Origin of the sequence: Nocardia sp. CDC153, from assembly GCF_035818515.1 — a bacterium.
GTDB lineage: Bacteria > Actinomycetota > Actinomycetes > Mycobacteriales > Mycobacteriaceae > Nocardia.
Map to the genome: position 1 here is coordinate 26,572 of NZ_JAYKYU010000005.1, position 14,293 is coordinate 40,864.

Below are 14,293 nucleotides of genomic sequence, written 5' to 3' on the forward strand. Positions count from 1 at the left end.
GCCGTTTCACCGGGAATAGCCGCATATTCTCACCTGTTGACGACAGCGTTTCGGCCGTTGGGTCGGGGTCGAGCGGAAGGATGCGACTGGTGCTGGTGATCAGGGCGGACCTGGTGGAGGCGATGGTCGCGCACGCGCGCGCCGACCACCCCGATGAGGCGTGCGGTGTCATCGCCGGTCCCGAGGGCTCCGATCGCCCCGAGCGCTTCATTCCCATGATCAATGCCGCGCGCTCGCCGACCTTCTACGAGTTCGACTCGACCGAGCAGCTGCGCCTGTGGCGGGAGATGGACGACGCCGACGAGGAGCCGGTGGTCATCTACCACTCGCACACCGCGACCGAGGCCTACCCGAGCCGCACCGACATCTCCTTCGCCTCCGAACCCAATGCGCACTACGTGCTGGTGTCCACCCGCGATCCGCAGGAGCACGAGTTGCGCAGCTACCGCATCCTCGACGGCGTGGTCACCGAGGAACCCATCGAGATCGTGCCCGCCTACAGCCAATCCGCCTGAGCCGCAACGAAATACAAGGAGTCCCCACTCATGTCGGTCACCGTGTCCATTCCGACCATCATGCGTCCGATCACCAAGGGCGAGAAGCGAGTTCAGGCCCAGGGCGCGACCCTGGCCGCGGTGATCGCCGATCTCGAGGCGAATTACCCGGGCCTGGAGGCGAAGCTGCTCAATGACGGCAAGCTCAACCGCTACGTCAACATCTACATCGACGACGAGGACGTGCGCTTCACCGGCGGGCTCGAGGCCGAGGTCACCGACGGCGGCACCGTCACCATCCTCCCGGCGGTCGCCGGCGGGTCGCGCTGACCGTGGCGCGCTACGAGTCGCTGATCGCGACACTCGGCAATACCCCGCTGGTCGGGCTGAAGAACCTGTCCCCCCGGTGGGACGGGGACGATCACGTGCGGTTGTGGGCCAAGCTCGAGGACCGCAATCCGACCGGGTCCATCAAGGACCGCCCAGCCCTGCGCATGATCGAGCAGGCCGAGGCCGAGGGCAGGATCCGGCCGGGTGACACCATCATCGAGCCGACCAGCGGCAACACCGGCATCTCGCTGGCCATGGCCGCCAAGCTCAAGGGCTACAAGCTGATCTGCGTCATGCCCGAGAACACCTCGGTCGAACGCCGTCAGCTGCTCACCATGTTCGGTGCCGAGATCATCGACTCCCCGGCCGCGGGCGGCTCCAATCAGGCTGTGGCACTGGCCAAGCAGATCGCCGCCGAGCATCCGGACTGGGTGATGCTCTACCAGTACGGCAATCCGGCCAATGCCCTGGCGCACTACGAGACCACCGGCCCGGAGATCCTCGCCGACCTCCCCGAGATCACGCACTTCGTCGCGGGCCTGGGCACCACCGGCACCCTCATGGGCACCGGCCGCTTCCTGCGCGAGAAGGTCCCCACCATCGACATCGTCGCTGCCGAGCCCCGCTACGGCGAACTCGTCTACGGCCTGCGCAATCTCGACGAGGGCTTCGTCCCCGAGCTCTACGACGAGTCGGTGCTCACCTCCCGCTTCTCCGTCGGCCCCTACGACGCCGTCCGGCGCACCCGCGAATTGGTCTCCGAAGAGGGCATTTTCGCGGGCATCTCCACCGGTGCGATCCTGCACGCCGCCCTCGGCGTCGCGAAGAAGGCCCAAAAAGCCGGGCAGCGCGCCGACATCGCCTTCGTGGTCGCCGACGGCGGCTGGAAATACCTCTCCACCGGCGCCTACGACGGCACCCTCGAAGAGGCCGAGGAAAAACTCGACGGCCAGCTCTGGGCCTGACTCGAAACCGTCCGGATCAGGGATCTTCCCGAGGCGGAACGATCCGCTCCGGCGGTAGGCTCGAGGAGGGCGGGCTAGGAGGTCTTGCGATGGGCGGCGGCAGTGGGATGGGATCGTCGTTCGATCCGGATCGGATCGCGCGGTTGCGGGGGCAGCTGGCGAAGCCGACGGCGGCCAGCGGGGCGGGCGGTTCGGCTGCCCTGAAGTTGCTGTGGCAGCGGGCCATTGCGTTGACGTTGGGGTTCACGGCGTTGCTGTATGGCGTGGAGGGCGTCAACAGTGTCACGAACAATGAGCTCGACAATGCCGGGGTGCGGCCGCGCAGCGAGGAGGGGCTGGTCGGCATTCTCTTCGCGCCTGTGCTGCACGCCAATTGGGGGCATCTGTTCGGGAACACGCTGCCGGTGATCGTGCTGGGGTTGCTCGCGCTGTTGACCGGGATCGGGCGCGGACTCACCGCGACGGCCATCATCTGGGTGATCGCCGGGCTCGGGCAGTGGCTGACCGCGCCCGCGAACAGCGTGTCGGTGGGCGCCTCGGTGCTCGTGTTCGGCTGGCTCACCTATCTGCTCTGCTGGGGCTGGTTCTCCCGGAATGTGTTGCAGATCGCGGTCGGGCTGGCGGTGCTGGTGCTCTACGGCTCGATTCTGTGGGGCGTCCTGCCCGGCAACCCGCAAATCTCTTGGCAAGGACATCTTTTCGGGGCGATAGGTGGAGTGGTTGCCGGGTGGGTACTCTCATCGAATGAACGTCGTCATCGTCGCGGGGCTGACGCCGACCGTCTCGCGCCGCAGGGGTGACGCTGGACGCGGTCGGCGATTTGGGGGATCCCTCCGTTGAGTGAGAATGCAGCGTGGCAGCATGGGGGAATGCGCCTCACCGTGATCGGGTGCTCGGGCAGTGTGTCCGGCCCGGATTCCCCGGCGTCGGGTTACCTGCTGACCGGCCCGGATATGACACCGACAGTCATCGATTTCGGTCCCGGGGTGCTGGGTGCGCTGCAACGCCACCTGGATCCGGGTGAGGTCGACATCTTCCTGACCCACCTGCACGCCGACCACTGCCTGGATTTGCCGGGCCTGCTGGTGTGGCGGCGGTATCACCCGAATCCGCCGACGGGCAAGGCCATCGTCTACGGCCCGACCGACACCTCGCTGCGCATCGGCAACGCCTCCGCGGAGATCGGCGGCGAGACCGACGACTGGTCCGATGTCATCGACATGCGCGTCTGGCAGACCGAGACGCCGATCACCTTCGGCCCCGGCCACACCGTCGAGGCCCGCCGCATGTACCACCCGCCGGAGTCCTACGGCCTGCGCATCACCACCGCCGCGGGCCGCACCCTGGTCTACACCGGCGACACCGCGGTCTGCGACGAGGTCTTCGAGTTGGCCAGCGGTGCAGACGTTCTCCTCTCCGAGGCGTCCTGGACCCACGACCCGGCCAACCGCCCGCCCGGCATCCACCTCTCCGGCCACGAGGCGGGCCTGATCGCCGCCCGCGCCGGAGTCGGCGAACTCCTCCTCACCCACATCCCGCCCTGGACCTCCCGCGAAGACGTGATCGCCGAAGCGAAAGCCGTCTTCAGCGGCCCGGTGCACGCCGTGTCCCCCGGCGAGGTTTTCGACATCTGAGGTTCAGTGGGCCGTGAACACGGGCGCGTGACTCCCCGTTACGCTGTTGGCCGTGTCGAAACGAGCCGATGGCAGGGCGGATGACGAACTCCGCGACGTGAAGATCACCCGGGGATTCACCTCGCACCCGGCGGGGTCGGTGCTGGTGGAGTTCGGTGGGACGCGGGTGATGTGCACCGCGAGCGTCACCGACGGAGTGCCGCCGTGGCGCCGCGATTCCGGATTGGGCTGGCTGACGGCCGAATACGCCATGCTGCCCGCCGCCACTCACACCCGCTCGAGCCGAGAGTCGGTGAAGGGCAAGGTCGGTGGCCGCACCCAGGAGATCTCCCGGCTCATCGGCCGCTCGCTGCGCGCCTGCATCGACCTGGCCGCCATCGGCGAGAACACCATCGCCCTGGACTGCGACGTGCTGCAGGCCGACGGCGGCACCCGCACCGCCGCCATCACCGGCGCGTACGTGGCGCTCTCGGACGCCATCACCTACCTGGGCGCGGCCGGGAAACTGGCCGACCCGCAGCCGATCTCCTGCGCCATCGCCGCGGTGAGCGTCGGCGTGGTCGACGGCCGGGTGCGGCTGGACCTGCCGTACGAGGAGGATTCGCGCGCCGAGGTCGATATGAACGTGGTCGCCACCGACACCGGCACCCTGGTCGAGATCCAGGGCACCGGCGAGGGCGCGACCTTCCCGCGCTCCACCCTCGACAAGCTCCTCGACTCCGCGCTCGCGGGCTGCGAGCAGCTGTTCGTGGTGCAGAAGGAAGCCCTGGCGCTGCCGTACCCGGGTGTGCTGCCCGAGCCGGAGGAGTCCAAGAAGCGATGACCCGCGTCCTGGTCGCCAGCCGCAATGCCAAGAAGCTCAACGAATTGCGCCGCATCCTGGACGAGGCGGGCGTCGCGGGCATCGAGATCCTCGGCCTGAACGACGTGCCCGACTATCCGGAGGCTCCCGAAACCGCCGCCACCTTCGAGGGCAATGCCCTGGCCAAGGCTCGCGACGGTTTCGCCGCCACCGGAATCCCCTGCGTCGCAGACGATTCCGGCCTCGAGGTGGATGCCCTGAACGGCATGCCCGGCGTCCTGTCGGCCCGCTGGTCCGGCACCCACGGCAATGACGAGGCCAACAACGCCCTGCTGCTGGCCCAGCTCGGCGACGTCCCCGACGAGCGCCGCGGGGCCCGCTTCGTCTCGGCCTGCGCCCTCGTCGCCGACGGCGTCGAGGAGGTCGTGCGCGGCGAATGGCCCGGCGTGATCGGCCGAAAGCCGGTGGGCGACGGCGGTTTCGGCTACGACCCGCTGTTCTTCCCGGACGGCGGCGAGGTTTCCTCGGCCCAGCTCACCCCCGCGGAGAAGGATGCCGCCTCCCACCGTGGCCGCGCCCTGCGCCAACTCCTCCCGGCGCTCGCTGCACTCGCCAAGAGCTGAACCGCCCCAACACGAACGACAGCGCCCCGCCGATTCCTCGGCGGGGCGCTGTATTTCGTCTGTCGCTCAGAGCCCGAAGGCAGCCTTCACTTCACGAGTCCGGTAGTGCTCGAAGACGAAGGACAGGAACGGGATCGTGCCCGCCAGGCAGGTCAGCGCGGTGGTGAGGGGCTTCCAGCGGGCCTTGATGCCGAGGTCGATGGTGAAGACCAGGTAGATCATGTAGAAGATGCCGTGCACCTGGCCGATGTAGAACAGCCAGTGCGGGGCGGTGCTGGAGTCGTCGAGAATCAGGTACTTGTAGATCATCTCGCCGCACAGCACCAGCAGCCACACACCGGTGATGTAGGCCAGGGCACGGTAGCGGGTCAGCGCGCCGCGGATCTTCTCGGGCGTCGCGGCACCGAGCGGGCGGGGAGCCAGTGTGGTCTCACCGGCGACGGGGGTCTGTGCGGAGTTGTCGCGGGTGCTCAACCGGCGCTCCTCTCGGTGTGGTGCAGCCCGGCGTCGCGAACCTTGTCGTCCATGTCGCGGGCGTGCAATTCGGCCAGGTACCTGTTGTATTCGGCGATCTCGGGATCGGAGTCCGCGGCCGCCTTGGGGCGCTCCGGCAGCAGGCCCGCCGGAATCTCGCGCGGCGCCGCCGATTTCGGCCGACGCGGCCGAGCGGGAGCGCTGTCCGGCATCGGTGGGCGGCGGTGCGGGTCGGACTCGGCGGTCGCCTCCGAAGCGGGAGCCTCGTCCTCGACGGCTTCCTTCTCCAGCCGCACGAACCGCACATAGGCCCACACCACGAATCCCGCGAACAACGGCCATTGCAGCGCGTAGCCGAGATTCTGATAGGTCCCGCCGCCCGATTCGAACCGCGTCCACTGCCAGTAGCCCAATCCCAGGCACGCCAGGAAGGCCACGATCACGAAGACGATCAGGGCCGGACGGCGATGGGGAGCGGACACGCACTCCACGGTACCTGCCTACTACGGGCGGCGTAGTAGGCAGGTGCGCAGATCAGAACTTGTATGTGACGCCGGTCAAACGCTCGGACTCTTCCCAGAGACGGCGCTGCAAGTCCCGATCCTGCGAGATCTTGCTGGAGGGCGACGCCTCGACCGGCCCCTGACTGCCGAACCAGCGGGTCGGACCCCAGTAGGTGTTCGGATCCGCGTCGGTCTTGGTGGCCGCGAACAGCGAGGAGTAGGCCGCGTGGAACGGCGACTGGCCGATGATCCGGACAAACGGCTTGGAGATCTTGTCCATGGGGGTTTCGGTGCGCGCGAACAGATCGGTCGCCGAGACGCCCGGGTGCACGGCGTAGGACCGCTTGGTCGATCCGGCCGCCTCGAGCCGGTGCTGGAGTTCGCGGGCGAACATGAGGTTCGACAGCTTGGACTGGGCGTAGGCGAGATTGCGCTGGTAGCGGCGGTTCTCGTAATTGAGATCGTCGATCCACAGCTTGGGTGTCTGCTTGTGGGCGATGGAGGCCAGCGTGACCACGCGGTCGCGAATCCGGTCCAGCAGCAGCCCGGTCAGCGCGTAGTGGCCGAGATGGTTGACGCCCCACTGGGTTTCGAAACCGTCCTTGGTGCGCGAGAACGGAATGTTCATCAGGCCGGCGTTATTGATGAGCACGTCGAATTCGCCGGTGCCGTCGGCGAATTGGCGCACCGAGGCGAGGTCGGCCAGATCCAGCGTCGCCACTCGCGCATCACCGTCGATGCGGTCGGCGACCTCCTGTGCCTTGGCGGCATTGCGGCAGGCCATGATGACGGTCGCGCCCTTGCCCGCGAGCACCTTGGTGGTCTGCTCACCGAGCCCGCCATTGGCGCCGGTGATCACGAACGTGCGCCCGGACTGGTCCGTAATTTCGCTTGGCTTCCATGCCATGGCAGTTGACCTCACAATTCGAGTCGTTTGTTCGACCTTACTTCAGAGTAAGTTACGGCGGTAGTCCGGTGTCCCGACTCAAACTTGTGACAGTCATAAAAAAGTGTTGATAATGAATTTGTGACATCCTCGCACACCGCCGCGCCCCTGGGTCTGCGCGCGCGCAAGAAGCAGCAGACCAGGCAGAACATCTCCAATACCGCGACGCGGCTGTTCCTGGACCGCGGCTACGACAACGTCACCATCGCCGAGATCGCGGAGGCCGCCGAGGTCGCCAAGATGACGGTGACGAACTACTTCCCGCGCAAGGAAGACCTGGTGCTGGATATTCGCGAGGCCTTCGTCTCGGGCCCGGCCGACACCGTGCGCGGGCGGGCCGCGGGTGAATCGGCACTGACCGCGCTGCGCCGCGCGTACCTCGAGGCCATCGCCCGCAAGGACGCCGTGCTGGCGGGCTTCTCGGGTCCGGACTTCGCGGCCCTGCTCGTCGGAAGTCCCGCGCTGGTGGCGCGGCTGCGTGAGTTCCACGAGGACCGCGAGCGGCTGCTGGCCGAAGCCTTGGCCGAGGAAACCGCCGCGGCCACAGACGATTTCACGGCACGGGTGGCGGCGGCGGTCCTGGGCGGCGTGCATCGGACCCTGTTCGAGGAGGTGCTGCGCCGCACGGCCGCTGGGGAGTCGAACGACTCCATCGCCGCGGCGTTGACCGAGCACGCCGCGGCCGCCTTCGACATGCTGGAGCCGGCACTCGGCGGCTATGCCGTCCGGGAGAGCTGAGTCGCACCCGGTCGGATTACTGGGTTTGCCGTGTCGTTGCCGCATCATTGCTGGTGAGGGCAAGATACTGGGCCGATGACCGGTGCCAGCGTCACCGCCGACCAGCCCGTCGCGCCGCAGCCGTTGAGTAGGGCGCGCAGAAACGTCGTCTTCGGAACCGTCGCCCTGGGCATGCTCATGGCCGCGCTCGATTCCACCATCGTCTCCACCGCCCTGCCGACCATCGTGGCGGATCTGGGCGGGGCCGGGCACATGGCCTGGGTGGTCACCTCGTACCTGGTGGCCGAGGCCATCGCCACCGCGCTGTCCGGCAAGTTCGGTGACCTCTTCGGCCGCAAACTGGTCTTCCAGCTCAGCGGCGCGATCTTCATCATCGGCTCGATGATCGCCGGGCTCTCGCACGGCATGACGCTGCTCATCGTCGCCCGCGCCATCCAGGGTTTGGGCGCGGGCGGGCTCATGGTCACCTCCATGGCCCTGATCGCCGATGTGATCCCGCTGCGCGAGCGCGGCAAGTATCAGGGCGCGCTGGGCGCGGTCTTCGGCATCACCACGGTCATCGGCCCCACGCTGGGCGGACTGTTCACCGACCATCTGAGCTGGCGCTGGTGCTTCTACGTCAACGTGCCCCTGGCGATCGTCATGATCGCGCTGGCGGCCCGCACCATTCCCATGACCAAGGCGGTCGTCAAGCCGATCGTGGACTACCTGGGCATCGCGCTGGTCGCCGTCGGCGTCACCTGCCTGATCCTCGGATTGGAATGGGGCGGACAGGAATACGCGTGGGGCTCGTCGATGATCATCGGACTGTTCCTGGCCGCCGCGGTGCTGCTGACGACGTTCGTGTTCGCGGAGTTCCGGGCGGCCGAACCCATGCTGCCCATGCACCTGTTCCGCAGCAATGTGTTCACGGTGTGCTCGATCCTGAGCTTCATCGTCGGCTTCGCGCTGCTGGGCGCGATGACCTACCTGCCCGCGTATCTGCAATACGTGGAAGGGGTTTCGGCGACCGCGTCCGGGGTGCGCACGCTGCCGCTGGTGGTGGGGTTGTTCTTCACCTCGATCCTGTCCGGCAATATCGTCGGAAAGACGGGGCACTACAAGGTCTTTCCGATTCTCGGCTGCGCGGTCATGGCGGTGGGCCTGTATCTCATGTCGACCATGGGCCCGGGCACCGGCTTCTGGGTGATGTCGCTGTACATGCTGATCCTGGGTCTGGGTGTCGGTCTGGCCATGCAGGTGCTCACCATCGCCGTCCAGAACAGCGTTCCCTACTCGGATCTGGGCACGGCGACCTCCGGCGTCACCTTCTTCCGGACCATCGGCAGCGCGTTCGGCACCACCGTGTTCGGCACCCTCTACTCGAATCAGCTGCGGCCCAATCTGCAAGCGGCACTGATGGAATCGCGGGTGCCGCCGGAGGTGGCACAGAATCCGGCGGCACTGCGGGAGCTGCCGAAGGCGCAGGCCGCGCCGATCGTGCACGCCTACGCCGACTCCATCGACTTCGTCTTCCGCTGGGTGGTCCCGGTGGCGCTGCTCGGGTTCGTGGTGGCGTTCTTCCTGAAACAGGTCGCACTGCGCGACAGCGCCCGCGCCGAGGCCACCGATGTGGGTGAGCAGTTCTCCATGCCGGACTCCGCCGATCGCCTGGTGCAGTTGGAGCGGGCCATTGCCCGGGTACTGCGCAAGTCGCGTGACAATGCCGTGCCCGATCCGGAAATCCTCGCGGCGGCGGGTAGTTCATTGGGGCGCGACGAGGCGTGGGCGCTGGGGCAGGTGCGCATGTACAACCATCTGCGCGGCAGCGCCACCCTCGCCGATATCGCCCGAACCCATTGGATCCCGGCGGAATTGATCGGACCGGTCTACGACAAGGCGGTGCGCGAGGGCCTGCTGAGCCGCGACGGCGAGGAACTCAGCCTCACCGACAAGGGCGCGCAGGAGGTCGACCGGGTGCGCGGTGCGTGGAAGCGTTGGCTCAGCTCCCAACTCACCGACTGGGATTCCTCCGACCCGCGCGATCGGGAGCTGCTCGAGCAGGCCCTCGACAATATCGCCACCAAACTCCTCGATGAGGCCGACCGCCCCGACGCCCTTCCGGTCGGCCGGTGAGGACAACACCGCGCCCGTCGTGAGTTCTTCACGACGGGCGCTGTGCCGCAATCTACTTCGCGATCACGCGTTCACGGTCGCCGGTCTGACCGTGGCGTCCCAATCGATCCGGAAGCGCTGCTCGTGGCCGAACGCCTTCTCCGGATCCATCCGCTTGAACATCAACGGCATCATGAGCTGCATGGCCTTGCGGGCGATGGGCCCGGCCGCCTTGGTCTGGTTCATGCGGGCGACCCGGGCCGCGACACCCTCCACCCGGGGGCGGCGCAGCGCCTCGTAGGTGGCGAAAGCCCTTGCCGGATCGTCGATATCGCGCAGGCAGCGGGCCAGCTCGATACCGCTTTCGATGGCCAGCGACGCGCCCTGCCCGGAGGTATTGCTGGGCGCGTGAATGGCATCGCCGGTGAGCACCAGCCGGTTCCGGTACCAGTGCGGCACCGGCGGCATGATCTGCAGCGCCCCGATCACGGACAGTTGCTCGGGCGTGGTGGCCCGGGCGAGCTGTTCGCCCGGATCTTCTCCGGCGTAGATATCGCGCAGGGCGCGCAGCCACTGCTCGGCGGGTACGGTGCGGGCCTCGGTCAACGAGTAGTACCGCTCGCTGGGCAGATTCGCGCCCCACGCCACCCGGCCGTCCGGCATGGGCCAGTACAGGTAGTAGGCCCGCTTCCCGAACGCGAAGGTCATGCGCTCGGGCTCCAGGTCGAGATCGCAGTCGACATAGGCGCCGAAACCGAGCATGTGCAGGTAGGTCGGGCCGGGTGCCTTGGGGTCCACCAGCGTCCGCACGGTGGATCGGATCCCGTCCGCCCCGATGAGCACATCGGCGGTGGCGCTGTTGCCGTCGGCGAAGATCGCGGTCACGCCGCCGGCGTGCTCCTCCACCTCGACCAGTCGCTTGTTGTACTCGAACCGCACGCCCTTGGCCACGGCGGTGTCGTGCAGGGCCTGATGCAGGTCGGCGCGGTCGATGATCCGCAGCGGCTCGATATTCTCGAGCCCCGGCAGGTCGATGCGCTTGCCGTTCACCGACATCGACGATTTGCTGGCCGGGACCGCCAGGGCGCGCACCGCGTCGGCGGCCCCTACGATCTCCAGTGCGGCCACGCCATTGGGCGCGAGCGCCAGGTTCGCGCCGATGCCGTAGGCGGGACCCGGATAGGCCTCGAAGACGGTGACGTCGATACCGGCCATATGAAGTGCGGTGGCGGTCACGGGACCGGAGATGCCGCCGCCGATGACGATTGCGGAGTTGACAGACATGGTTCTCTCCCGAGAAGTGTTCGAAGACTTCGATAAACCCCGAACCGACGCGCGTGTGGAGAACCCAGTTATCCTGTAGTTGCCAAACTCGGTGCCGGGTTCGCCTGCACGGACGCGGTTCGAGACGGTGTGATCCCGGGCTTCGGCGGTGGTGTTGCAGCACCCCGTCGGGGCCCGGTCCGTTCTGATCGGTGGGCGATCAGCCCTGCTCGGTGTGCGGTGTGGGCGCACCCCCTTCCGCGAGTTCGATGATCTCCGCGGGCATGGCCCCGTCGCGATGCCAGGACCGCCAGCCCTCCACATCCGGGAAGCTGCCGTCGGCGAGTGAATCGCGCAGGGCGCGAGCCCAATCGGCCTCCGCGCCCAGCATGGTCAGCTCATAGTCTTCTTCGACCAGGAAAAGGCGCGGCACTGTGCCTTCCAGAGCGGCCAATTGGGCGCGGGCTTCGGCAATGGTCCTGTCCAGCTTGCTGATTCGCTGGCCGAGCAGGTCGATGACCTCGTCGGGCGGCAGCACCGACAGCACGGACAGGCCCGCCACGAACCGGCTCTGCTCGGGCTCCGGCTCGGAGATGAGTTCCCTTGTCCAGTCGGTGAGTTCGGCCCGTCCGGCCTCGGTGATCCGGTAGATGGTCCGCTCCGGCCGCGCGCCGTCGCGCTCGCTGCCCGCGATTTCCAGGAAGCCGTGCTTGGTGAGGTTGTCCACGACCGTGTAGAGCGAACCCCATTTGACGTTCATGTCGGTGTCCTTGCCCCACATCCGCAACCTGGCAGCGATCTCGTACCGGTGCATGGGCTGCGTCACCACGGCGGAGAGCACCGCCAAACCCATCAGATTGGCGACCTTGCGCTTGCGGGCCATTCGGCACCCCCTTACTCGTCTACGAATATACGTCCACGAGTATTCGGCCGCAAGCATTGATGTAAGTTCGCTGTAACGCACCGTCATTGACGGTTTTCGCCTGCCCGCCGCACACTCGGAAGCGTGACGGACGCGGGGGTAGAGGTACTGATCGTCGGGGGCGGTCCCGTTGGACTCACCGCTCGCGCGCTCTTGGAACGCTGGGGTGTGCGGACCCTGCTGGTCGAGCGTCATCGCGAGCTGTCGCCATTTCCGAGGTCGCGGCTGGTGAACGTGCGCTCGATGGAGATCTTCCGGCAGCTCGGCATTGCCGACACGATCCGCGGCCGGGCCTTCGGCCCGGAGTTCGGGCGGGTGCGCTTCCGGGAAACGCTCGGCGACGCCGACTTCGGCACCGAGGCGATGGTCGGCGTGCACGCGCCGATACCCGAGAGCCCGGAGATCGGTGTGGTCACCTCCCAGGATCGGCTGGAGCCGACGCTGCTCGACGCCGCGGACACCCCGATGCGGTTCGAGGTCGAACTCGTCGATCTGAGCGAGGAGTCCGAGGGCGTGGCGGCGCGGCTCGCCGATCACGGGAGCGGAACCGAATCGGTGGTCCGGGCCCGTTATGTGCTCGCCGCCGACGGCGCGAATTCCACCGTGCGGCAACTGCTCGGAATCGGCACCACCGGCCCCGGATCCGTCGGGGACGTCGCGACCGTGGTCTTCGACGCCGACCTGCGTCGGTGGTCCGCCGATCAGCCCGCCGGTGTCTACTTCACCGCGCGCGGCACGTTCACGCCGCTGTATCCCGAGGGCGGCTGGGCCTGGTTCGGTCCCATCCCGCACGATCCGGACATCGACTACGCGGCGCTGGTCACCCGGGCCCTGGGTCCGGCGATCGACGCGCACGTCGAGGTCCTGCGCGTGCAGCACTGGGTGATGAACGCCTTTGTCGCCGAACATCTTCGGCGCGGGTCGGCCTTCCTGGCGGGCGATGCCGCGCACGCGGTGCCGATTCTCGGCGGCCTCGGCATGAACGCGGGGGTCGCCGATGTGCACAACCTGTGCTGGAAGCTGGCGGGGGTGCTGCGCGGATGGGCCGCGCCGAGCCTGCTGGGAACCTATGAGACGGAACGACTTCCGGTCGCCCATCGCACCCTGCGGCAGGCCGTCGCGAACGCCGAGCGGGTCCGCCGGGCGCAGCTCGCGCGTCGCGAAGCGCGGGAACTCGGTTATACGACGGCGCGCACCGAGATCGAATTGCCGTGGTCCGAACGGTATTTCAATCAGATGGGGCTGGTGCTCGGTGTCGCGTACGAGTCCGAGGCCATTCGATCCGACGGCAGCACCGCGCCACCCGACAGCGACGCCGTCTACCTCCCCACCGGTCGCCCGGGCGGCCGCATGCCGCATTGCCCGCTCGGGTCCGGGCGTTCTGCCCTGGACGCGATCGGCGAATGGTTCACGCTTTTCGGCCCGGATCCGGTGGAGTGGGAAAAGCGCACCGCCACAACACTTCCCCTGCGCTTTGAGCAACTGCCGCAGCGGTATACCGACATCTACGGCATCGGCCCGCACGGTGCGCTGCTCGTCCGCCCGGACGGCCACATCGCCGCCCGCTGGCCGGACGCCCCGGACGACACCGTCGACCTGCGGGGCCCGCTGAATCTCTAAGCGGTCGCGAACCTTTCGCGCAGGTGGTCCGAGGTGGCCCGATCGGCGGGCAGGAACGCCTCCAGATGCAGTTCCGACAGGGTGATGTCGGTGGCCGTCGCGAAGGAGGTCACGGTGGTGATCAGCCGCAGCTCACCGGTATCCGACCGCAGCCGCAGCGGCACCGCGAAGCCCAGATGGCCGGGACCCGGATCCACCGGCGGCAGATAGCCTTCCAGCTCGGCGATGAGCGCGTCGAGGTCCGGATCGGGGCTGCGGCCCGCCCGATTGCGCAGGCTGTCGGTGACGTGACGACCCCACTCCGGCATGTTCAGCACTCGCCGACCCAGCCCGTCGGGGTGCAGCGCGAGCCGCAACACATTGATCGGCGGTTCCAACAGTTCGGGTGCACAGCCCTCGGTCAGCAACGCGAAGGCGGGATTGGCGGCCACCAGCACCCCGAACGGCCGCGTCACCACCGCGGGGTAGGGCAGATGCCCCTGCAGAATAGTGTCCAGCGCGTGCCGCACCGCGTCGAGTTCCGGTGCGTCCAAGGCAGATTCGGGGAATATCGGTGCGTATCCGGCCGTCAGCAGCAGGGCGTTGCGTTCCCGCAGCGACAGCTCGAGCACCTCCGCCAGCCGGACCACCATGGTCCGCCCCGGATGTGAGCGCCCCTGCTCCAGGAAGCTGAGATACCGCTGACTCGTCTCCGCGGCAATGGCGAGGTCGAGTTGGCTCAGCCGCCGCCGCGTCCGCCAGCCGCGTAATTGCTGCGCGAACGGGGTTGGCTGGATGGTCGGGGGTGCCACGGCCATGGTCGTCATACCTCCACTGTGCGGATGGACCCGCCGTCCGCGCGATTCCCTGGAGGGTATGACACGACCGGCCGCTCGCCCATTCCCG

16 protein-coding genes are annotated in these 14,293 nt (G+C 67.8%); 10 read left to right on the top strand and 6 right to left on the bottom strand.

Annotated elements, in window-relative coordinates; genetic code table 11:
* The first annotated feature begins 89 nt into the window (after nucleotides 1-89).
* From VMT65_RS26945 to VMT65_RS26975, 7 genes are all read left to right on the top strand, one after another.
* On the top strand, nucleotides 90-515 hold the full coding sequence (locus tag VMT65_RS26945) for a M67 family metallopeptidase (protein ID WP_326311228.1): 426 nt from the start codon (nucleotides 90-92) through the stop codon (nucleotides 513-515).
* Between the two features lie 30 nt (nucleotides 516-545).
* Nucleotides 546-824, top strand: coding sequence for a MoaD/ThiS family protein (locus VMT65_RS26950; RefSeq protein ID WP_326311229.1), 279 nt, complete (start codon nucleotides 546-548; stop codon nucleotides 822-824).
* Nucleotides 825-826: 2 nt separating this feature from the next.
* The gene (locus VMT65_RS26955) at nucleotides 827-1,789 is read left to right on the top strand and encodes a PLP-dependent cysteine synthase family protein (RefSeq protein WP_326311230.1); all 963 of its coding nucleotides are present in this window, start codon (nucleotides 827-829) and stop codon (nucleotides 1,787-1,789) included.
* Nucleotides 1,790-1,878: 89 nt separating this feature from the next.
* Nucleotides 1,879-2,589, top strand: a complete 711-nt coding sequence (locus VMT65_RS26960; RefSeq protein WP_326311231.1) for a rhomboid family intramembrane serine protease — start codon at nucleotides 1,879-1,881, stop codon at nucleotides 2,587-2,589.
* Nucleotides 2,590-2,658: 69 nt separating this feature from the next.
* A complete protein-coding gene (locus tag VMT65_RS26965; protein ID WP_326311232.1) occupies nucleotides 2,659-3,423 on the top strand; it encodes a cyclic nucleotide-degrading phosphodiesterase in 765 nt (254 codons plus the stop codon).
* A 52-nt stretch (nucleotides 3,424-3,475) separates the two neighbouring features.
* Nucleotides 3,476-4,246, top strand: coding sequence for a ribonuclease PH (rph, locus tag VMT65_RS26970; protein ID WP_326311233.1), 771 nt, complete (start codon nucleotides 3,476-3,478; stop codon nucleotides 4,244-4,246).
* Nucleotides 4,243-4,848 carry a non-canonical purine NTP pyrophosphatase gene (locus VMT65_RS26975; protein ID WP_326311234.1) on the top strand — a complete coding sequence of 202 codons (606 nt, stop codon included), beginning with the start codon at nucleotides 4,243-4,245 and terminating at the stop codon, nucleotides 4,846-4,848. Before rph ends, VMT65_RS26975 begins: the two co-directional genes overlap by 4 nt.
* A 66-nt stretch (nucleotides 4,849-4,914) precedes the next feature.
* On the opposite strand, the gene VMT65_RS26980 is transcribed toward VMT65_RS26975, so the two are convergent.
* The 3 genes from VMT65_RS26980 to VMT65_RS26990 are packed head-to-tail and all read right to left on the bottom strand — an operon-like array spanning nucleotide 4,915 to nucleotide 6,732.
* Nucleotides 4,915-5,271: a DUF3817 domain-containing protein gene (locus VMT65_RS26980; protein WP_326311893.1), complete on the bottom strand. Its 357-nt coding sequence runs from the start codon at nucleotides 5,269-5,271 to the stop codon at nucleotides 4,915-4,917.
* 47 nt (nucleotides 5,272-5,318) lie between these two features.
* A complete protein-coding gene (locus tag VMT65_RS26985; RefSeq protein ID WP_326311235.1) occupies nucleotides 5,319-5,804 on the bottom strand; it encodes a transcriptional regulator in 486 nt (161 codons plus the stop codon).
* 52 nt (nucleotides 5,805-5,856) lie between these two features.
* Nucleotides 5,857-6,732: an oxidoreductase gene (locus tag VMT65_RS26990; protein ID WP_326311236.1), complete on the bottom strand. Its 876-nt coding sequence runs from the start codon at nucleotides 6,730-6,732 to the stop codon at nucleotides 5,857-5,859.
* A gap of 120 nt (nucleotides 6,733-6,852) precedes the next feature.
* Here VMT65_RS26990 and VMT65_RS26995 point away from each other — a divergent pair, with 120 nt between their 5' ends.
* Entirely contained in the window at nucleotides 6,853-7,509 is a 657-nt protein-coding gene (locus tag VMT65_RS26995; protein WP_326311237.1) for a TetR/AcrR family transcriptional regulator, read from the top strand.
* Nucleotides 7,510-7,584: 75 nt separating this feature from the next.
* Nucleotides 7,585-9,624 (top strand): MDR family MFS transporter, encoded by a 2,040-nt coding sequence (locus VMT65_RS27000; RefSeq protein WP_326311238.1) that lies wholly within the window; start codon nucleotides 7,585-7,587, stop codon nucleotides 9,622-9,624.
* A 63-nt stretch (nucleotides 9,625-9,687) separates the two neighbouring features.
* On the opposite strand, the gene VMT65_RS27005 is transcribed toward VMT65_RS27000, so the two are convergent.
* Together VMT65_RS27005 and VMT65_RS27010 are read right to left on the bottom strand one after the other, a co-directional pair.
* A complete protein-coding gene (locus VMT65_RS27005; RefSeq protein ID WP_326311239.1) occupies nucleotides 9,688-10,887 on the bottom strand; it encodes an FAD-dependent oxidoreductase in 1,200 nt (399 codons plus the stop codon).
* 199 nt (nucleotides 10,888-11,086) lie between these two features.
* Entirely contained in the window at nucleotides 11,087-11,749 is a 663-nt protein-coding gene (locus tag VMT65_RS27010) for a PadR family transcriptional regulator (protein ID WP_326311240.1), read from the bottom strand.
* 123 nt (nucleotides 11,750-11,872) lie between these two features.
* Between VMT65_RS27010 and VMT65_RS27015 the strand changes: the two genes are divergently transcribed.
* Nucleotides 11,873-13,408: an FAD-dependent monooxygenase gene (locus VMT65_RS27015; RefSeq protein WP_326311241.1), complete on the top strand. Its 1,536-nt coding sequence runs from the start codon at nucleotides 11,873-11,875 to the stop codon at nucleotides 13,406-13,408.
* Here VMT65_RS27015 and VMT65_RS27020 read toward each other — a convergent pair.
* Nucleotides 13,405-14,214: a helix-turn-helix domain-containing protein gene (locus tag VMT65_RS27020; protein WP_326311242.1), complete on the bottom strand. Its 810-nt coding sequence runs from the start codon at nucleotides 14,212-14,214 to the stop codon at nucleotides 13,405-13,407. The genes VMT65_RS27015 and VMT65_RS27020 overlap by 4 nt on opposite strands.
* Between the last annotated feature and the right edge of the window lie 79 nt (nucleotides 14,215-14,293).

Excerpts from the sequence above, each read along its gene's own strand:
- VMT65_RS26950 (WP_326311229.1), top strand. The coding sequence starts at position 546 with ATGTCGGTCACCGTGTCCATTCCGACCATCATGCGTCCGATCACCAAG.
- VMT65_RS26960 (WP_326311231.1), top strand. The coding sequence starts at position 1,879 with ATGGGCGGCGGCAGTGGGATGGGATCGTCGTTCGATCCGGATCGGATC.
- VMT65_RS26965 (WP_326311232.1), top strand. The coding sequence starts at position 2,659 with ATGCGCCTCACCGTGATCGGGTGCTCGGGCAGTGTGTCCGGCCCGGAT.
- VMT65_RS26975 (WP_326311234.1), top strand. The coding sequence starts at position 4,243 with ATGACCCGCGTCCTGGTCGCCAGCCGCAATGCCAAGAAGCTCAACGAA.
- VMT65_RS26990 (WP_326311236.1), bottom strand. The coding sequence starts at position 6,732 with ATGGCATGGAAGCCAAGCGAAATTACGGACCAGTCCGGGCGCACGTTC.
- VMT65_RS27000 (WP_326311238.1), top strand. The coding sequence starts at position 7,585 with ATGACCGGTGCCAGCGTCACCGCCGACCAGCCCGTCGCGCCGCAGCCG.
- VMT65_RS27005 (WP_326311239.1), bottom strand. The coding sequence starts at position 10,887 with ATGTCTGTCAACTCCGCAATCGTCATCGGCGGCGGCATCTCCGGTCCC.
- VMT65_RS27010 (WP_326311240.1), bottom strand. The coding sequence starts at position 11,749 with ATGGCCCGCAAGCGCAAGGTCGCCAATCTGATGGGTTTGGCGGTGCTC.
- VMT65_RS27020 (WP_326311242.1), bottom strand. The coding sequence starts at position 14,214 with ATGACGACCATGGCCGTGGCACCCCCGACCATCCAGCCAACCCCGTTC.